The sequence below is a fragment of the Paenibacillus sp. SEL3 genome (assembly GCF_054602585.1).
This window is the reverse complement of the sequence record NZ_CM137725.1, coordinates 5,570,683-5,589,793: the sequence shown is the minus strand read 5'-3', so window position 1 is coordinate 5,589,793 and position 19,111 is coordinate 5,570,683. Positions and strand designations below refer to the sequence as shown.

Sequence of the window (19,111 nt, the reverse complement as noted above, 5' to 3'; positions counted from 1 at the left end):
ATGTGCCTCCAGACGGTTTTTTAAATTATGGATTATTATAACATTGTTACTTTTTTATTGGCTATTGGCCTTGCAGTTTTTGCTGCGTATGTCTAATGGAAGTAAAGTTAAAAGCACGCACTCCCTGGCTATCATACACAATAATCTCTTTATTCAAATACGGGTGTAGACCATTAAAGTATCCGGGCATAATCAGTCTGCGCATAAATAGGTTTTTACCCAGCATACGGGGAGAATTGGTCGCTACGACAAGCATTTGCTGGGTTGCAGACCATGGGCTAGGTTGAATATATGACAGACAATACTCGCCTGCCGTAAAATCGCCGCCCAATGTATAACCTTCCTCCGTACATGTAATTTGCAGATCGGCTTGGTGCTTGTGAAGCAGCTCATGTCTGGACAAGCCCGAAGTGACACAAATCACGTTGCTATCAGCCAGTGCTTCCTCCGTAATATCAGTGGAAGACACCACCGGATAATGAACACCGATATACGGATTCCAAGTCGCTGTTCGTGGACTAGCCAAGGCGTTCGCCGTCCGTCTCACCGCCTGCTCTTCCTCCGGTGTAGCGTAGCTGGACGGAAGGACAATGTGAAGACGATCCATATAAACATCAAGCACACCCATACCATGGCTCAAAACGTTTCTTCCCACGCTTTTCGAATCCACAATTTTCTTTTTGGCATCCGATTCTTTTGTAAAGCATCCACTGCTTTCTTCCTCCCGTTCGGCAATCAAACGGTATTCAGGGGAGGGACGTTTATGTGACTGTGTCTTAACAAAGCGAAAGCGACTGTATTCCCGCAAATCCAACACGAAAATACGGGCTCCGATACGAACTTGAGCCAATTCCAAGGGCATGACCTCTTGAGAAAGATGAATGATAAATTCTTCGGCGTGAACTGCCTCGATATCTAACTCACCTGTGGCACTCATTTCACCGTACAACTCGGCATATTCCTCATTTACATCCATTCGCGTCAGTTCCAGCCAGTAAGCCCGGTTATGTCTGCCCCGTTCCGTCCGGTAGGCAATACGCTGAGGTACGACATCTCTTTTCCATTGCATAAGCCAGCCTAGTACACCGTCCAGAAGTCTCAGCTCATGCGTGTCCCAGTGATTAGAATGACGTTCTACGACACCTTTAAAATGATCAGATGGAAGCGCTGTTACAGGGGCTGTAAATGCTTGTGCAAATAAGTAATCCTGATCTCCACATACATTCAATATTGGCATATTCAACAGATTTATCAGATGCTTGGGATGTGGCGCTCCAGAGATAACCGCAATAGCCGCAAAACGAGAAGGATAAGCCTGTGCCATCGCCCAAGCAGCGTATGCACCGTTCGAATAACCCGTCAGATAGACCCGATCTTCGTCCACTCGATACGCTTGCAGTATGACATCCAGCCCCTCCAAAAAAGCAGCTTCTCCAATATAACTGCCCAACGTTACACCACGGCACGAAAAAGTAACGAATATAGCTTCCTCTTCCCAGCCTTGCCCAAAACCTCGATTCTGAAAATCCGGCAAACCCAGCTCATATCGCTTGCCTGGCATCAGAACTATCAGAGGATACTGTCGGTCAGCCGAATAGCTTCTAGGAAGCTGAATGGTATAGCGTTGCAAACTATTGTCCAAACGGGAGACAAAAAATCCTTCCCCAATTCCGTCATTACACAAAAAGATGTGTTCTTCTTGAAGTAAGGATGGGGAATGTGACTGCTCGGTATGTCCATATGTGAAAATTTGTTTTAATAGCTTGATATATTCACGTACAACCCGGTAATCCCAGATTTCAAAAGGATCTTCTGGAGAATCCGTTAACCTTTTTAATTCTTCAAGCAGGCCCTCTATTTGTATTTTCTGCGCAAAGTGAAGAATATCTATAGCGCGGGATTGAATGTACCGGTCATACTCTTCCTGCAATCCCTCCACGACGACTGACAAAGGCCGCACAAGTGCCGAATACACAAAATGATGCTCCACAGCCTCATGATCCCGATATGTAACAGTGAAGTGCAGCATTCCCGTATTCCTGGCCTTTTCCTCATCCCAGTCATAGCTTTGCTCCTGCTCCCAATGTGCTGGAAAGCGATCCAGCTTCATGCCCTCATCATCCGTTACCTCGACCCATAACGTTTGATCTAAGGGAAGATCTATCCGATCCTTACGCAGTAAATAAAATAAGATCGGGCTGTCTTCGCCCTCCCTGCCAGCACTTTCTTCAACCTCTAGCCATGCCATATGAAAACGTATATTACGCTCTACAAATTCTCGATGCAGTTCTGTCACATCTGATTCGTCGCATACCTGATTTCCACTGATACGAATAGAGCGGGCCTCCTCGGGAATAAACGCAGCAATGATAACTACCGTGTGATCGCCTTCCTCCAGATACAAGCGAAAAGGACCGGATTCCGCATATACCAGTGTGCCATCTATCCATATTTGTCCCGTTCCTTCAAAGGGTCTGAAAATCACTTCCTGTGCAGCCATACAACGAAGATTTGAAACCAGCAAAAGCCTTTCTTGTTCGGCCAAAGGCGGAAAAACACCTAGATTCAGTTCCGCAGTCCGAGGGTCCAGCTCGGTCAATAATCGGCACGCTGCCTTTCCTCCGGCTGAAAGCTCTACTCCTTCTTCACCACAAGCCTTTTCCAAATTCCAATCCTCATGGGCAAAATAACTTGACCATTCCCTGCCCACACCGCAATTTTCCGGAAGCTCGACTGGACCGACTGCATAAGCAGACGCCAGACGTACCGGATGATCCGACAGCACAGTAGTTGCTTTTTCCAGATGTGTGAACCTCATAACATTCCCCCTCCAGGTTTTTGTTTCCTCAGAGACGTAGTCGCGGTTATATTCCGTTTAACATTCAATTGAACTATATAAAACTATTCGTTATTACCTCTACGTACTCCTCTGTGCTTTTCAAAAAAGAAGCTATTCTCACAACAAAAAAAGAGGCAGCTTCTGCCACCTCTCTTGAACATTACACTTATTTTCTTACAATGCTGCCTGCAAGTCTTCAATCAAATCTTCCAGATCTTCAATCCCAACCGAAATCCGCACCAAACCTTCGGTAATGCCTAACTCTGCACGACGTTCTACCGGAATAGAAGCGTGCGTCATACGTGCAGGAACGCTAATCAGACTTTCAACCGCTCCCAAGCTTTCAGCCAGTGTAAAATATTTCACCTTTTTCAGAAGTGCAACCGCGTTAGCGTCACTACCTACATCAAAGGAAATGATGCCGCCAAAGCCTTCAGCCTGGATTTTGGACAGTTCGTGCTGTGCATGGCTTTCCAGTCCAGGATAATACACTTTGCTAACCTTCGGATGTTTTTCCAAAAAGGCTGCAATTTCCTTCGCATTTTGCTCAATCGCTTCCATACGCAGACCTAATGTTTTAATACCGCGGATCAATAACCAAGAATCCTGCGGGCCGAGAATAGCACCAATGGCGTTTTGCAGAAAATGAAGTTGTTCTCCTAGCTCGTCGCTGTTCACAACAGCCAGACCAGCTACAACATCGCTGTGTCCGCCCAAATATTTGGTAGCAGAGTGAATGACAATATCGGCTCCAAGTGTAATTGGCGTCTGCCAATAAGGGGTAGCAAATGTGTTGTCGACGATCAGTAAAAGATCATGTTTTTTTACAAGCTCCGAAACAGCGCGGATATCCGTAACCTTCAAAAGCGGGTTCGTTGGCGTTTCGACATACAATGCCTTCGTATTCGGACGAATTGCTTTGGAGATGGCTTCCAGGTCAGTCGTATCCACAAATGTGGACTCAATTCCGATCCGGCTGAGCACTTTGCTTACAATGCGGTAGGTACCTCCGTATACATCATCGGTCAGCAAAATATGATCCCCTGCGTTAAACAGTGAAAATACCGCATGAATTGCTGCCATACCTGAACCGAAAGCAAAACCACGCTTTCCTTCCTCCAGATCTTTGATTAGCTCCTCTAGAGCAAACCGGGTCGGATTGCCTGTACGCGAATACTCGTATCCCTTATGGACGCCAATTTCCTCTTGCTCATAAGTGCTTACCTGATAAATAGGAACGTTAACCGCGCCTGTATGGGGATCGGTAGGAAGCCCGCCGTGAATCAGTTTTGTTTTGCGTTTCATTTTATATCCCGCCTTCATATATTTTTTTGCTCAGATAACGTTCGCTGCTATCCGGGAAAATGGTAACAATATGTGCACCATCCGGTGCATTTTCTGCTTCCAGTAAAGCGGCATGTAAAGCAGACCCAGAAGAACTGCCAACGAGAAGACCTTCACGTGCAGCCAGTTCCTTGACACGGTCAAAAGCATCGACATCGCTAATGGTATGGATGGCATTAAAATATCCTTTATCCACAAATTCAGGGATTAATTCCATGCCGATTCCTTCCGTTTTATGTGGGCCTGACTCGCCGCCATTCAAAATGGACCCTTCCGGCTCCACGATGACCGTTTTAAGAGCTGCATTTTGTTCCTTAAGATAACGCGAGGTTCCCATAAACGTTCCCCCCGAGCCTGCACCTGCCACAAATACGTCCACTTTGCCGTCCAGATCGTTCCATATTTCAGGTCCCATTGTCGTATAGTATGCCTCGGGATTATCCGGATTACTGAATTGCCGCGGCAAGTATGCATCTTTTATTTCAGCAGCCAATTCTTTTGTTTTTTCGATAGCTCCTTTCATCCCCTTACTCGTCGGGGTATGAACGATGCGTGCTCCCAATGCCTTCATCAGGTCCTGTTTCTCTTGGCTGAACTTCTCAGGCACAGCAAAAATAACCGAGATATTATAATGAAGTGCTGCCATCGCAAGACCAATACCTGCGTTGCCTGCTGTTGCTTCAATTAATGTCCCACCTGGCTTCAGCTGACCTGTTTTTAATGCTTTTTCAATAAGAGCCTTACCCACCCGATCCTTTACGCTGCCGCCGGGATTCATAAACTCCAGCTTCGCAAACAGGCGAATTCCTCTCGGTAGAGAATAGCTGTTCAGCTCCACTAATGGCGTACGTCCGATGAGTTCAAGGGTATTTTGATATACATTCATAATTTCAAGCTCCTTTTAATGGCGAATCCAAAATAAACCAATGGTCAAAAATTAACGCCTACTGTCGGAGAAGTTCGCTATCATCTCCAAGAAAACATAGTAATGCGGTAAGTATTGATGCAATAAGATTTTATGTGTATTTGAAGCTTTTGTCAAATGGACCAGTCACAATACCCACACCCCCTGCCTGCTTGCTCGATAGGATAGAGAAGATGTCACAAAATATTTCCCGTGCAACATAAGGAGGAGTTCATATATGGGAAAGCAATTTCTAAAGATAGCTGCCGTATATTTTGCCCTCAGTGTGCTGCTTAGTGCCATTATTGGCGTGTCGGGTGATTACAGTCTGTCCAATGTTCAGTCTCATATCCATTTATTGGGTTGGACAGCGCTTGGAATCATAGGTCTGATCTATGTGGCCTTTCCCGCACTTTCAGTTACTATTCTGGCACATACCCATTTTTGGATGCATAATATCGGTCTGCCCGTGTTGATATTGGCGCTTACAGGTCAAAATTACAAGGTTCCAGAGACTGAAGTTTGGATCGTCACAGGGTGGGTGTTACTCGCAGGGGGGACTATGCTGTTTATGGTGAATGTGTGGGACAGACTGCGCTAGAGCAGATAAGTTCTCTTCATTTGACCATAAAAAAAAGGAGCCTGATCATGTCAGGACTCCTTGATATCTTCATCATATGTTAGCTATATACCAGCTGTACTAGCTAAGTGTCTTACTGTTACTTCACTGTTACTTCACTGTTACTTCACTGCTTCATCCTGTACATGTTCTTTACAGAAGTTCTCAACAGCTTGCAGCTCATCCTCTTCAAGTTCAAGATCAATGTAACGATTCGTTACTTTTTCAATTAATTCATACTTCAGCAGTCCTGTCTTTTCTTCGTCTACTAAATAAAGACAACGGATATACAGTCCGTTTTCAGTGTATAGCTCGTCGTCCTCCTCTACCTCTACATCAATGATAAATTCATAACGCTGTCCAGTCAAAATACCAAAAGCATCTTTAATCTGATCTACGGTGTACGCTGTAAAGTTCAACATGTTTTTATTCCCTCCGGGTTTCCTTCAATTACGGTGCATTCTACGCCCGCAGGCAGTAGTTGTTCAACTTGTGTACGTACTTCTTGACGACTTAAATCCTGGCCCATGATAGATATCCAGCCCCGATCATTACGCGAGCGAATTAAACGCCCTATGCCTTGTCTAAGTCTAAGTGCCATGTGAGGCATATCTATCTGAATAAACGGATCTGCTGCATCCTTGCGCAGAGCCGTAAAAACCGGATCATTCGGAGGAAATGGCAGTGACCAGATAATGACGTGCGACAGAGAAGGTCCAGGAATATCCAATCCTTCCCATAATGTAACAGCGCACAACACACTTTCCTCATCATTCTGAAAAGCTGAGATCAGATGGCTGATTTCAGCCGAACCTTCGTACAGAAAACGATAGGCAGACGCCTCCGGGTAAGCAACGAGACCCGTCTGGAATGCAGCCAATTCCTCCTGTGAAGGAAACAGGATAAGCGCTCTTCCCTGCGATTTCTCCAGCAGTGCCAGCGCTCTCTGGATTGGATCATCCCCCGCTTGCAACGGGTACAGTGCAGCTTGCATCTGATCGCTGTAGTCATAAGGTGAAGCAACAGAGAACGTTAGCGGATTTTCAATACCGAGACTCTGCGCCATATAGTCAAAAGAGCTTTCTACGGAAAGCGTAGCTGAAGAGAATACGATCGGTATATGCTGCGCAAATACTCGCTCTTTGAGAATCTCTTTTACCATCTTCGGCATAACCACAAGCGTTAATCCATCCTGATCCTCCATCACCCACGAAATGAGAAGTTCAGGACGCTTAAACAAAGCCAACGCGGTTTGAATCATTTCCAAATGTTCTTCCACAATTTTGACTTGATACTCATCCAAAGAGAATAGTCCGCTTTCAAATACAAGCTCTTCCTCGATCATGCCGATCAGTTCTCCAAAGCGGTTTACCTCTCGAGTCAGTGACTCATTCAGGATGAACTCCTTGCGATTAGAACCCTGGACAGGCTGACTGTTCTTATCTAGTGCAGCGAACAAAGCCTCACTTTGGGAGATTGCATCTTCAATCGTCATTGCCAGAGATTCTCGCACTTCTCCCTCCAGCAGTCGGGTAATTATAGACTCAAACTGAGCGTGCTTAAGCTTGTAGGTAAGCGCATTTTGTGCCGCTGTCTCCAGCAAATGCCCTTCGTCAAAAACAACAGAGCTGTGCTCCGGCAGCAACGGCAGCTGCCCCTCGCGCTTTCTCGCTTCGTAGGTCCATACATGCTCCATATAAAAATCATGAGAGCAGATGACCAGATCTGCCGCTTTGCGATAATGATCACGAGACAACGTCTGACCACAACGATGCCGCTGATGGCAAACGAGACAGTCTTGAAATACATCCCATCCGAGTCTGCTCCATTGTCCATCTGTTAGCTCAGGATATTCCTTTCGGTTCCCGTAAGGAGTGAAGGACTGTAACGTATCTGGAAAATGAACAAAATCCGGTAGAACCTGATAGATATCACGGAAAACATCTGCGTCCTCATCCAGTCCGCTTCGCACCTCATCCAGCTTATTCAGGCAAATATACTGATCTGGCGACTTCCCCAATCTGGCATCAATCGTCAGACTCAAATGCTGTGCCAGCTTGGCGATATCCCCTTCCGGCTTTACCAATTGTTCAATTAACGATTCATCTGCACAGGCGATAATCGCCGGTTTTCTCATGTATCGGGCATATGCAATAGCGTACAGCAGGTATACCAGCGTTTTACCAGTACCCACACCTGCTTCTGCAAAAATGGTCTTTTTTTCCTTATAGGCACGTTCTAGCTGGAATGCCATATAAATTTGTTCATCCCGAACCTCAAAGCCGACTTCAGGCAAAACTTCATAAAATACATCCGCAATCCAGTCACTTGCCTGCTCAATAAACGGCTTGGACGGATCAAAGGCAAAAGGGTAAGTAGTCAATCGGGCTGTGCCTCCAATTCGTTCATAATGTGCATCCTTTCATTATAACGCAAAACAAGCTAAAAAGAACATGAAAACTGTAAGAGCAGCTTATATTTTTTTTATGTCGGTATAAGATTCCCTTTAAAATAAAGGGGCATACTTTCGTCTCAGTGAGATGCTACGTTATATTAATATTTCATAAAGAAAGCTACATAGACATCTACGATGGAAATTTTTTGAGAAATGTCTGTTTTTTCCGTAATAGTAAATGAAGAAAATTATCATGACAAAATAAAAGAAACTAGCTAATGTATTACAAGCATTAGCTGGTTTCTTGTTGATTGATGAATATGCATTAAGCAGAAGCTCGTTCTCCTTAACTCATGTTTAAGATTCGCCAATTAGATCCAATTTTCCCCACGCTTATTAATACATGGTTTTGTTCTTCTCCATCTATATAAAGCTTAACTTCAAGCACCCTTATTTCTTGTATATTCATAGTCTGCTCTATAACATTTTTGTTCTTTTCACTATGACTCGATATTATTTGAGGCTTAGAGTACGTGCTACTCACCTTCATTTCCTTGATTTTCTTTAGGTCCCTAGCAGCATTCGCTTCTCCCATAACGATACGTTTGCCCACCATATCCGGATTTGAGTTTAGGAACAGTAACATATAAAATTTCTCCCAATACTGTTCATATTCGATAAAGCTTTTTAAAAAGTTATGGCTTTCAAAGGAAGGAATGGGAGCACCTGCTTGAAGCTCATAGGTATGGAGCAAATTGAAATGATTATCTACTGTATTCGCACGATACTTTTCCACAATAGGAAAACATTTTAACGCACTGTCGAAGTTATGATCATTTACAGCTTCAAAAAAGGCTTCTACCACCAATTCGGGCGTGGAAAATTGCGCCTCAGTGGGTTGTGGCAGATCTGCCTGCAAGTTCTCCAAATAAGTGCTTCCAGGCTGCTCTTTTCTAGCATCTTCAGAGCTGATCTCTCCAGAATGTCCTTTATTCGTACAACCCGCAACCACTACGAACAGCAGCAGGACTACAACTGAACAAAATATCCATTTTCGTTGTCGCATGAATTCATGTTCCCCCATTATTTTGAAAATCAAAGACTACTAAGCTTTCCTTAATAATCGGTGATCTCCTCCGTACTTACAGAAAAGACGATTGCTGATTGTATCGCTGCAACTCTTTTTTATGTACAACAAAGGTATTGGTACAAAGATCGTGGACTCCCTGTTTCTTCGCAGTAAAAGCGACCACAATATATATAAGACGTAAAATCACAAAAGAAACGGCTTTAATCCAATAACGTCCTGAGGCATGCAAGAATCCAAGACGCTTTCCTTCCTTGTCTACAACAATTAAAGAGAACACAAGCTTACCCGGTGTTGCTCTTACCTTCGATGATTCCCATAACACACAGTAAAGCCATGGTACTACGAGCCATAAGATCAGCGGCCAAACCATAAGCAGCACTTGTATGAAACCCGTCTCCTTTATACCCAGAAGATCTGGGATAATGTTAATTGCTCCCCCTACTAAAAGGACTATGCCAGTAAGGATGATCAAATCAATCAAAAACGCGGCTGTTCTTATCCAGAATCCTCCGTACATCCGTCTTTCAGTATCACTTGTTCCTGTCATGATATGTATAACTCCTTTTGAAACGATATTTAAAATCCAGTTTATTCCTTTACACAAGATGATATCATACGGTTACCTACCTATATTGTCAATTTACGAATAAATACTCTTAAACAAGTAAAAGGACCTATTTCCATGCATTAAAATGAAAATTTTTAGGAATTAAGATCTTATATACAATGATTTTTCTTTGATTGGGTACAAAATAAGCGCAGCTACAATCTCTTCCCCCTCTATAAGTAGTACTTTGGCATCGAATTAAATAAAGTCTTTTTTTGTGCATAAAAAAACAGCGTATATGTAAATGAGATTACATACACGCTGCCTCACTATTACTCTGTGGATTTGACAAGCAACAGCTCAGCTCGAATGAGCTTGTTCCCGACCATCTTACTCACTATATTTTTTTGCATTCAACACTAAACAAACCTTCTTCACCGCGCAGCTTTGCCAATGCCTCGACAAAGAAATAATCGCCATAGATAATGGGAACGTTGATGTATTTTTGCTCAGGATAATGTACGGTCCCATTCATCAGCAATCCCTCATGCTCCTCGCCCCACGCCGTACACGTATGATGCAAGCCCTTGAGAATAGATTCTGCAGCTTCTGTAAAATGCTCCGCACGTGTCGAATATTTTGCCAGCTCCAGCAAACCACTGGCTGCAATTGCCGCAGCCGACGAATCCCATGCTTCGCGGTGCCCTTCTTCTGCTCTAAAATCCCACACAGGCAGGCAAGCATCACCCAACTGGGATAGGAAAAAATCAGCCGTGTTCTCGGCCACCTTCAAATAACGCGAATCGCGCGTGTACCCATACGAAAGCGTAAAACCATACAATGCCCAAGCCGTGCCACGTGCCCAGGCAGAACCGGGAGCAAATCCCTGTCCACCATGCTCGGCGACCTTTTTTCCAATCTCCGGATCGAATTCGACCACATGTGCGATAGAACCGTCCGAGCGGACAAATTCACGTGCTACGGTATCTGCATGCTGCATAGCGAGAGCGGCAAAACGCGGATCTCCGCTTTCCTCCGAAGCCCAATAAAGCAAGGGTAGATTCATCATACTATCTATAATCGCAACGCCCCGTGTATCCATGTCCTTCGAGGGGAAGTTCCATGCGCGAATAAAACGGCCATTCACGTTAAAACGAGCAGCCAGCAGATTGGCAGCCAACACCCCGCGTCTTCTGGACTCTAAATCTCCGGTCAGCCGATGGGCGGCTACACCGCTGAGCAGCCAAATAAAGCCAAGATCATGGTCTACAGCTTCGCTATTATAGAGTATTTTTTCCAAACGACCCTCGCACCGCTGTGCAATCCCGGCAGCCACACTGTCAGGACGCGCCCGATTGGTCAGCCACAGTAGCCCCGGATAAAAGCCTGCTGTCCACCACGCTTCTTCACGATTATCATAACGTCCACCCTCAGCAACATGTGGAAAAGCGTCCCCCAGTCTTGCCGCTAAGGCAAGGGTCTTATCCAAAGCCAGCTCCCACGATTGTTCCAGCCACGCTTCTGCTTTCGTCATTTCTTTTCCCTCTCCTTTTTCCACATGTTAAACCATATTCATGGCTCCAGCTCTAACTATTCAGGTAACCGAATGATAAAGGAAATGCGGTTGCCTTCATATTCCAGACGCGCTCCCTTAAGTAAACCATTCCGACAGGCTACTGAAGCTAATTCTTCCGGCCATACCACGTTCGTTCCTTCCGTCGTCGGGATAACTTCGAGGCTTGCGCCTGCGTATTCTACTCGAATGCTTTCCGTTTCTTTCCCGGCTGACATGACATGATGAATTACGCTGCGTTCCCGACCGTCATACGCCATTAAGGGAATAAGTGCCCCTACATTCTGAATATTGCCTTGAATCTCATACGCCACTTCAATTTTGCCAGGTACCTGACGATAATGCGTTCGGATTTCCCTCACTCCCGGGAAGGGACCTTCCCACAGAAGAGTAAAATCCGTTGCTCCGTCAGACGCTGAGCTTTGTTCCAGCTGCACGGTTCCTCCGCCATCCTGCGGGTCAATCCCTCCATCCCGATCGAACTCCAGCGTACCGGGAATGCCTTCCGACAAGCTGTGCCACTTTCCGTCCTCCGTTTGCCAGGCCGGGGTATAGCTCAGCGGGAAAATATCTCCCTCCGCGAAGCCTGTAAAGCCACGGTCTGCATGACCTGCTGAGGACGGACCGATCAGCGACGGCAGCGCAGACTGCTGAATACGCACGATGCCCGGAACATTATACGGGTCGTTGACCGATGTTTGCACAAGCATTTGCTGCCCCTCTACGGCTGCAATGACAGTCTGGAACCAGCCATCCGTTGCCAACACCCGGCTGCCGATTTCCGCCGGGACGAAGGTTGGAGAAATGCGATCCATCTCCTCCCCATATAGAAGGGTGTGGGCCAGCACAGCCGCCGTCCACAGACTGTAGCAGGTATGATTCGAGTACACCTCAAAGCCATGCCGTGCCTCGGACGAATAATGGTTGCGGACGATGTGCAGCTTGCCGTCATCGGTCTGCCAACGGCTAATCGCTTGCCAGCATAAATCTGCTGCCCGTCGGAACGCACCTGCAAGCCCATGCTCTCCTGCCGTAATAGCCTGCTGAGCATGTGTTGTAAAGACAAAGGCAGCAGCCGCTTCGTTCCACTGATGCTGCGCGCTTCTTCCACGCGGCGGAATTTCCCCGTGCGGGGATAGCGCCAGTAATGTGCTGAGCGCCCCCCTGCGAAGGTGGTCACGCAGTTCGAGTGCGCAGCTGCCATCATATCCATTCTCCAGCATCACGCCCAAATGAAAACGTGTAACAATATCGTAGGCAAATGGGCTATTGGGCCGATCCAGCGGTCCATCCTGATACAGGCCCAAACCGGTAAAACGAGGCAAATGGTAGCTTCGGATATACTTCTCCATCCATTCCGAATCGGCTGCAATTCCTTCCGCTGCACGCAAAAACTCGCCGGAAATCATAATCGCATTCCAGTTGATCATCCGGTTCGGATTTTTCATTTTGCTCATCGTAAAAATGTAGGTCTGCTCCGGCTGAATTCTGCTCAGTTGTTGCTTCCATGCCGTGGCTTGTTCTGGCAGCAAATTTTTAAGGAGCCGATACGCTCCCATCATCATAATTGGAAAAAAGTCTGGGTGGTGATCGGGCGCTTTTTCCTCCACTACACAAGCTATGCTATGCGTCAAGGCCGCAGCAGCAGATTCCAGTAAATCATGCCGGCCTTCTTTGACCAATACCGCCGCAGCGAACGCATAGGACGGGGTGGAGTAGTACCGTTCACTTTCAGAATGGGGGTCAATGATAGCTCCAGTTTCATCCTGATGCAGGGCATATGCGCGAACCAGCTTTTCCAGCACGGCCAGCTTATGTTGGTGAGTCCATCCGTCATTCACTTGGTTCGGTGCGCTTTCCACCTGTTCTATAAATCTCTCCAGTTCCGTCTGCCAAGGGTACGCGCTGCCTGTCTGCAGCTTATTCATCCTGTCTGCCTCCCATTCAAAATGAAAATTAATGTATGGTAAAAAACAGATTGCAATCTACGCTTGCAGAACCGTTCCAGTGATTGGAGCCCAGCTGCAGCGATGTTTTATAAAACACAAAGGAAATTCCGTCATGATCTATGTGCTTCACAGCCTCTAACCCTGCCCACAGCACGCTGGCATCATAATCTAGCCTGACGACCGCGCTCGTTCCCTTCCATTCCACGAAGTTTGCTCCCAGATTAGGCTGAATGCGGCTGATGAAAAGCTCCTCCACATCCCATGACTTCATGCTCACGCCAGACGTTTCAAACTCAAAATGATCTGTGACGGTAAGCCTTGCTCCCTTGCTTCCCTCCAGCACAGTCCATGTGAAGGAGCGGGTGAAGACTGCCAATTCTTCTACGGGATAAGCAGATGTCAAATCAAGCTTAAGTCTTGTGCCTGGCTGTACCTCCTCCTGCTCATCCAAAGCAATATCCAGTACAACCGCCTTTGCCTTTGCGCCCGATTGCTGCATAGTCCCATTGATGACAGGCACGGAGTGACCTCCGGAGGAGATATTGATAATCGACTCTCTTCCCGGTGAAAAATAGGCCTTCGTGTATAAGCCTGCTCCCAGATCACACAATAGATTTTCGCCACCACCATGAAGGATGAAGTGTCCAAGATCGTTATGATTGTGCGGTTCATTGTTATGCCCAGCCTTCGCTGAAAATGCAAGCATGATACCTGATTCACCCTTTTGGCTTCCAAATCCACTATGGCTGGAACTGCGGCTGCGGCACATCAGCCAACCAAGTTGCGGCAAATAATTGGCAACGGTCTCACCGCTCCCAAATGCCAAAGGATTCGTCCAGACCAGATTACGCAATACATGAGCCCAGCGGCGACAGGGGTCTTCCAACAGACCAGGTACGCGGAAAGGGAGTGTAGATGGTCGTTCTTGCAATGAATTCAAATGAGAGATGAGTCCGGAAGGCAAACGTTCCGTTTCACTACTGTCCGAATAATTAGCAAAAATGCCATCCGACAGATGAACCCGCTCTGCAAAGGCTGCGATTTGCCTAACCTTTTCCGAGTTCAGAATATCCACTGCTCCTTCGGTAAACTCACGCAGCATATCGGCAAAATAAATGAAATAACCAAAGCCGTACACCCAGTATCCTACGCCTTCGGGGCATCCCCCGTCCTCACTGTAGCCTGCCAAAAAACAATCCAGTGCGCCCAGCATACTCTCGATGGCTACCGCTCTGGAAAAGTCATCTTCTACCAGCAGCAATGCTGCAATTCCACAACCCGAAGCACATACTGCCGACCAGTTATGATCTGCGGTTTCCCATCCAAAATGACGAGGCTGCCAAAAAACGGGTTCCAGCACACGACGTTCGATCTCTTCGTGCACCTGAGCAACCACATGGCTAGCCAGTTGTTCTCCTAGCAGCAATAAAATTTCAACCAGTATTTGTGCTGTTTCGGACGCGAATAAATCCACCTGCTGCCAAGGCGGTGTTACTGTGTCCTCTTCATTGACATGTGCAGGAAGCGCCCAGGTGTACTCGCTGCATATGTCCAGCAGACCGCTTTCCACCGCTTTTATCTTTCGAGGCTCCGGCTTGACAACCGCTTCCAGCACTATAGCAACCAGTCGTCCACGCCGTCCAAAGTATACATCCTCATACGGTTTGCGCTCCCCTGTATTAGCAAATTCCCGAAACAGAGACAACGGCAGTTCAGGCCATGATGTTTCCCGATTATCTTTACAGGCACGCTCAATATCCTTCCAAAACTCGGCGTATATCGGCTCAGAGACAGTCGTCCGCAGCCTTTTTGTCCAATTACTCCTTAACCGTTGCCTTGCTGAATCCTGCATACTACCAGCTAGCGCCTTAACGAGCCGCGAAGCAGGCCAAGCCTCCCTCAGAAGACTCATTTGCCTTTCCTCCCCATGAGAAGCATTCGTTTCACCCTCTTTTTTTGTTAACGCTTTCATTGTATCTAACAATCATCCTAAATTCAAAGGGGTAGTAAAACAATGGAGAAAAATAAAAGAACCTCCAAGCCCCGTTGCCGTGGTCATGGAAGTTCTTTTATTACGCTATTGCCAATCTACGTCCAGATTAGCTTTGATCATGTTTTCTAAACTGTAGGTTTCTCTTGTTTCCACTTTCTAATCCCGTCATCCTCCAGAATACCCAGTGCTGCATCTGAGATATTAGGATCACGTAGCAAAGCGTCCTCGACTCTAAATTTAATATCGTCAGCATCTGCCAGCGTCATGCCCGGTGTAAGCTCAATCAACCCTTCCACGTGATAGTAACGTCCTTCCTGTAGAATACGCATTTGATAAATATCCGTAACATGTGTATCTGCGAGAATAATGGAAGCCACACGTTCTTCGATATCAGGAGGAGCAGATACACCGATCAAACCTACCATGTTGTCGTAACCGACCCGGAAAGCAACACCGACCATCAGACAACCGATGAGAATACTTGAAATACCGTCCAACAGTTTAAAATCGGTCAGCGATGTGACCACCACTGCTAGCAGGGCGAGTACTCCCCCCGTTGTTGCTACCAAATCTTCATAAAATACCAGACGGGTTGGCGGTGCAGCACGCCCCACGTGGCGGAACGCAGTGGTGAAAATGCTTAGCCCCTTCGCTTCTACTCTGGATTCATGCAGCACTTCTTTCATCGCTTTGCTCCATACAAATCCGTCCACCACTAGTGACAAAATCAGCACTACTACATTAATCCAAAATCCATGTGTAGATTCAGCCGGATGCTGAAGCAAATGAATGCCTTCCAATGCGGTTTCATAGGCCATGATCGTTACGACAATAACAGCAACCATACAGAACAGGTTAATCACCCGTCCAAAGCCGGTAGGAAAGCGTTTTGTCGGTTTTTTCTCTGCTAGTACACTGCCCGCGAACACAAACATTTGATTCACTGCATCCGCAATGGAATGCATCATCGTAGCAAACATAGAACCACTACCTGTCAAGGCAAAAGCAATCCCCTTAATCAAGGCAATGCCAGTATTACCTAACGCCGCCGAGCCCGAAGATTTGTTTCCTTTTTTGACCATACTCCAAAAGGAGTCCTCTTTCTGTTTCACTTCCATCTTGTAGCTCCTCCTGAGGTATACATAATCTGTTATATCATCGTTTGTTATGTATTATTTTTAACCCGTCCATATTCTACCTAACCAGCTGAGGAGAATCAATACAAACGATAATATTTTCCATGGAAAAGGAATGCCCCATGTCACCCTACGACATGAAGCATTCCCGTTACAGCCTTCTATCAGACATACCCTCAAGTTAACAACACAGATAATCTACATGCGCTGGCGATCAACATAAGTGCCTGTTTACCAGCTTGATTTCGTAATGCCTGGAATTTGGCCTTGATGTGCCAACTCGCGGAACGCTATACGAGACAGCTTGAATTTGCGCAAGTATCCTCTGGGTCTTCCTGTCAGCTCACAACGGCTTTTCAGGCGTGTTGGAGATGAGTCACGCGGAAGCTTTTGCAAAGCTTCGTAGTCCCCTTTTGCTTTCAATTCACGTCTCAGGTCCGCATATTTAGCTACAATTTCCTGGCGTTTCTTCTCTTTTACGACTTTTGACTTCTTGGCCATGTAAAGCTCCTCCTTGTGTTATATGCCAATCATGAAGGTTCACCATCACTACCACGAGATTGATGAACACGGATATGAACATGATTTCACACCATAAATAGTAATAATTACGATTACTATTTAATATAACGCTGCTCCAAGCGTGTTGTCAACCCAAGCGGTTTGAATCACAACAACATTAAAAAGCCGTTGAAACAGTAGCCCCCTTCACTCTTGTGATCGGTCTGCCGTTTCAACGGCTTTAAAATTTGTTGACTAGCTCTGTTCATTCAGCCAAATGGCAAGCTACCCAGTGATCTGGACGTGCCTCACGATAGAGTGGAATCTCTTTAGAACAACGCCCGATGGCAAAGGGGCAGCGAGTATGGAATTTGCAGCCCGAAGGCGGATTAACCGGACTAGGAATATCCCCCTTGAGCAAAATTCGTTCTCTTTTCAACTTCGGCACCGGAATAGGCACAGCCGACAGCAACGCCTTCGTATACGGATGCAGCGGATTGCCGAATAACTCGTCACGCGAAGCCGTTTCGACCATAGAGCCTAGATACATCACGCCAATACGGGAACACAAATGTTCCACCACGCTCAAATCATGCGAGATGAACAAATATGTCAAACCCCGTTCGGCCTGCAATTTGGCGAATAGGTTAATAATCTGCGCCTGTATGGACACATCCAGCGCTGATACCGGCTCATCAGCGATAATTAGATCCGGCTGAAGCGCCAACGCTCGGGCAATGCCGATCCGTTGACGTTGACCTCCCGAAAATTCATGGGGGAAACGGTCGATATGATATTCGGACAATCCACATAGCTTGAGCACGTCCAGCACAATCTGCCGGACCTCCTCTTTGGTAGCTATACCGTGATCCAGTAGCGCCTCACCAATGGCATCACCAATCCGTACACGGGGATTCAGCGAGCTATACGGGTCTTGAAAGATCAGCTGAATTTTAGGACGAAGCTCCTGCATCGCTTTGGCAGACAAGCTGTGCAGATCCACCCCTTTGTATTTTACGGTACCGTCCGTTTTATCCGTCAATCTAACAATCGTGCGGCCCACCGTGCTTTTACCGCTCCCCGATTCCCCTACCAACCCGAAGGTTTCACCCTGACGGATTGTAAAGCTGATATCGTCTACCGCCCGCACATGTCCTGAAGTACGGTTCATAAACCCGGACTTCACGGGAAAGTATGTTTTTAAGCGGTCTATTTCCAACAATGGCTCAGCCATGAACAACCGCCTCCTCATATAGCCAGCAGGATGCTTTCTGCTGAGCTGAAACTTCTTTTAATGTAGGCTCTTTTATACGGCAAATATCCATGCAATGCCCACAGCGATCGTGAAAATAACAGGAAGTCGTCAGCTCCAGCGGATTAGGGACCTGCCCGGGGATGGAATACAGTTCCTCTTGGCGCTGATTAAGCACCGGTTTGGATTTTAGTAACCCCTGTGTATAAGGATGCTTGGGATGATTGAACAGCTGTACCACTTCGCCTTCCTCGACGATCTTGCCCGCATACATCACTATGACGTAATCAGCCATTTCGGCGACAACACCCAGATCATGGGTGATTAGCATGAGCGACATATTGGATTGGGCTTTGAATTCACGCAGCATATCGAGAATCTGCGCCTGAATCGTTACATCCAGCGCCGTCGTTGGCTCATCCGCGATAAGCAGCTTGGGACTGCAAGAAACAGCAATGGCAATCATAATGCGCTGCAGCATCCCCCCGCTCAGCTCATGCGGATAGCTTTTTAAAATCTGCTCCGGCCGGGATATACCGACCTGTTCGATCAGCTCCAGTGCTCGCTTACGAGCTTCCTTACGGCCCATTTTCAAATGCTCAATCAGTGGTTCGGATAGCTGTTCACCAATGGTCATGACTGGATTCAATGAAGACATCGGCTCCTGAAAGATCATGGATATTTCATGCCCACGAATCGTGCGCATCTCATTTCTGCTAAGCCCTAGCAGATCGGTTTCCTCAAAACGGATGCTTCCGCCTGTCACCTTACCACCAGGACTCTGGATGAGACCCATGATCGACATCGCGGTAATACTTTTGCCGCAGCCCGATTCACCGACAATGCATACCGTTTCCCCCGGCTTCACACGGAAGCTGATATCATCCACCGCTTTAACCGTTCCTTCTTCTGTATAAAAATGAGTGCTTAAATGTTCAATGGAAAGTAAATTGTCCATGGTGTATGATC

Annotated in this window: 15 protein-coding genes; 1 reads left to right on the top strand and 14 read right to left on the bottom strand. The window is 46.6% G+C overall.

Annotation, left to right across the window (positions count from 1 at the left end; genetic code table 11):
- Positions 1-61: 61 nt before the first annotated feature.
- The 3 genes from ACYCS5_RS25895 to ACYCS5_RS25885 all read right to left on the bottom strand — a co-directional run bounded on the left by ACYCS5_RS25895 (position 62) and on the right by ACYCS5_RS25885 (position 5,069).
- Entirely contained in the window at positions 62-2,818 is a 2,757-nt protein-coding gene (locus ACYCS5_RS25895; RefSeq protein WP_459760321.1) for a PHB depolymerase family esterase, read from the bottom strand.
- 195 nt (positions 2,819-3,013) lie between these two features.
- The gene (locus tag ACYCS5_RS25890; protein WP_025724184.1) at positions 3,014-4,144 is read right to left on the bottom strand and encodes a bifunctional cystathionine gamma-lyase/homocysteine desulfhydrase; all 1,131 of its coding nucleotides are present in this window, start codon (positions 4,142-4,144) and stop codon (positions 3,014-3,016) included.
- Between the two features lies 1 nt (position 4,145).
- Positions 4,146-5,069, bottom strand: a complete 924-nt coding sequence (locus ACYCS5_RS25885; protein ID WP_307350223.1) for a PLP-dependent cysteine synthase family protein — start codon at positions 5,067-5,069, stop codon at positions 4,146-4,148.
- A gap of 256 nt (positions 5,070-5,325) precedes the next feature.
- Here ACYCS5_RS25885 and ACYCS5_RS25880 point away from each other — a divergent pair, with 256 nt between their 5' ends.
- Entirely contained in the window at positions 5,326-5,688 is a 363-nt protein-coding gene (locus ACYCS5_RS25880) for a hypothetical protein (protein WP_459760320.1), read from the top strand.
- 140 nt (positions 5,689-5,828) lie between these two features.
- On the opposite strand, the gene ACYCS5_RS25875 is transcribed toward ACYCS5_RS25880, so the two are convergent.
- The 11 genes from ACYCS5_RS25875 to ACYCS5_RS25825 all read right to left on the bottom strand — a co-directional run bounded on the left by ACYCS5_RS25875 (position 5,829) and on the right by ACYCS5_RS25825 (position 19,100).
- Entirely contained in the window at positions 5,829-6,128 is a 300-nt protein-coding gene (locus tag ACYCS5_RS25875; RefSeq protein WP_039273380.1) for a DUF6509 family protein, read from the bottom strand.
- Positions 6,122-8,089 carry an ATP-dependent DNA helicase gene (locus ACYCS5_RS25870; RefSeq protein ID WP_459760319.1) on the bottom strand — a complete coding sequence of 656 codons (1,968 nt, stop codon included), beginning with the start codon at positions 8,087-8,089 and terminating at the stop codon, positions 6,122-6,124. Before ACYCS5_RS25870 ends, ACYCS5_RS25875 begins: the two co-directional genes overlap by 7 nt.
- Before the next feature lie 358 nt (positions 8,090-8,447).
- Positions 8,448-9,167: a hypothetical protein gene (locus tag ACYCS5_RS25865; protein ID WP_165147258.1), complete on the bottom strand. Its 720-nt coding sequence runs from the start codon at positions 9,165-9,167 to the stop codon at positions 8,448-8,450.
- 76 nt (positions 9,168-9,243) lie between these two features.
- Entirely contained in the window at positions 9,244-9,738 is a 495-nt protein-coding gene (locus tag ACYCS5_RS25860; protein ID WP_029519136.1) for an RDD family protein, read from the bottom strand.
- Between the two features lie 397 nt (positions 9,739-10,135).
- Positions 10,136-11,272, bottom strand: coding sequence for a glycosyl hydrolase (locus ACYCS5_RS25855; protein ID WP_340885209.1), 1,137 nt, complete (start codon positions 11,270-11,272; stop codon positions 10,136-10,138).
- Between the two features lie 56 nt (positions 11,273-11,328).
- Positions 11,329-13,239: a glycosyl hydrolase gene (locus ACYCS5_RS25850; protein ID WP_340932059.1), complete on the bottom strand. Its 1,911-nt coding sequence runs from the start codon at positions 13,237-13,239 to the stop codon at positions 11,329-11,331.
- A gap of 28 nt (positions 13,240-13,267) precedes the next feature.
- Positions 13,268-15,172: a heparinase II/III family protein gene (locus ACYCS5_RS25845; protein ID WP_459760318.1), complete on the bottom strand. Its 1,905-nt coding sequence runs from the start codon at positions 15,170-15,172 to the stop codon at positions 13,268-13,270.
- A gap of 206 nt (positions 15,173-15,378) precedes the next feature.
- Positions 15,379-16,371, bottom strand: coding sequence for a cation diffusion facilitator family transporter (locus ACYCS5_RS25840; protein ID WP_025724173.1), 993 nt, complete (start codon positions 16,369-16,371; stop codon positions 15,379-15,381).
- A gap of 249 nt (positions 16,372-16,620) precedes the next feature.
- Positions 16,621-16,890, bottom strand: a complete 270-nt coding sequence (rpsN, locus tag ACYCS5_RS25835) for a 30S ribosomal protein S14 (protein ID WP_029519131.1) — start codon at positions 16,888-16,890, stop codon at positions 16,621-16,623.
- Positions 16,891-17,155: 265 nt separating this feature from the next.
- Positions 17,156-18,124 (bottom strand): ABC transporter ATP-binding protein, encoded by a 969-nt coding sequence (locus ACYCS5_RS25830; RefSeq protein WP_069010207.1) that lies wholly within the window; start codon positions 18,122-18,124, stop codon positions 17,156-17,158.
- A complete protein-coding gene (locus ACYCS5_RS25825; protein ID WP_459760317.1) occupies positions 18,117-19,100 on the bottom strand; it encodes an ABC transporter ATP-binding protein in 984 nt (327 codons plus the stop codon). Before ACYCS5_RS25825 ends, ACYCS5_RS25830 begins: the two co-directional genes overlap by 8 nt.
- Positions 19,101-19,111: the final 11 nt, after the last annotated feature.

Excerpts from the sequence above, each read along its gene's own strand:
- ACYCS5_RS25830 (WP_069010207.1), bottom strand. The coding sequence starts at position 18,124 with ATGGCTGAGCCATTGTTGGAAATAGACCGCTTAAAAACATACTTTCCC.
- ACYCS5_RS25845 (WP_459760318.1), bottom strand. The coding sequence starts at position 15,172 with ATGAGTCTTCTGAGGGAGGCTTGGCCTGCTTCGCGGCTCGTTAAGGCG.
- ACYCS5_RS25885 (WP_307350223.1), bottom strand. The coding sequence starts at position 5,069 with ATGAATGTATATCAAAATACCCTTGAACTCATCGGACGTACGCCATTA.
- ACYCS5_RS25890 (WP_025724184.1), bottom strand. The coding sequence starts at position 4,144 with ATGAAACGCAAAACAAAACTGATTCACGGCGGGCTTCCTACCGATCCC.
- ACYCS5_RS25840 (WP_025724173.1), bottom strand. The coding sequence starts at position 16,371 with ATGGAAGTGAAACAGAAAGAGGACTCCTTTTGGAGTATGGTCAAAAAA.
- ACYCS5_RS25850 (WP_340932059.1), bottom strand. The coding sequence starts at position 13,239 with ATGAATAAGCTGCAGACAGGCAGCGCGTACCCTTGGCAGACGGAACTG.
- ACYCS5_RS25855 (WP_340885209.1), bottom strand. The coding sequence starts at position 11,272 with ATGACGAAAGCAGAAGCGTGGCTGGAACAATCGTGGGAGCTGGCTTTG.
- ACYCS5_RS25865 (WP_165147258.1), bottom strand. The coding sequence starts at position 9,167 with ATGCGACAACGAAAATGGATATTTTGTTCAGTTGTAGTCCTGCTGCTG.
- ACYCS5_RS25860 (WP_029519136.1), bottom strand. The coding sequence starts at position 9,738 with ATGACAGGAACAAGTGATACTGAAAGACGGATGTACGGAGGATTCTGG.
- ACYCS5_RS25875 (WP_039273380.1), bottom strand. The coding sequence starts at position 6,128 with ATGTTGAACTTTACAGCGTACACCGTAGATCAGATTAAAGATGCTTTT.
- ACYCS5_RS25895 (WP_459760321.1), bottom strand. The coding sequence starts at position 2,818 with ATGAGGTTCACACATCTGGAAAAAGCAACTACTGTGCTGTCGGATCAT.
- ACYCS5_RS25825 (WP_459760317.1), bottom strand. The coding sequence starts at position 19,100 with ATGGACAATTTACTTTCCATTGAACATTTAAGCACTCATTTTTATACA.
- ACYCS5_RS25880 (WP_459760320.1), top strand. The coding sequence starts at position 5,326 with ATGGGAAAGCAATTTCTAAAGATAGCTGCCGTATATTTTGCCCTCAGT.
- rpsN (WP_029519131.1), bottom strand. The coding sequence starts at position 16,890 with ATGGCCAAGAAGTCAAAAGTCGTAAAAGAGAAGAAACGCCAGGAAATT.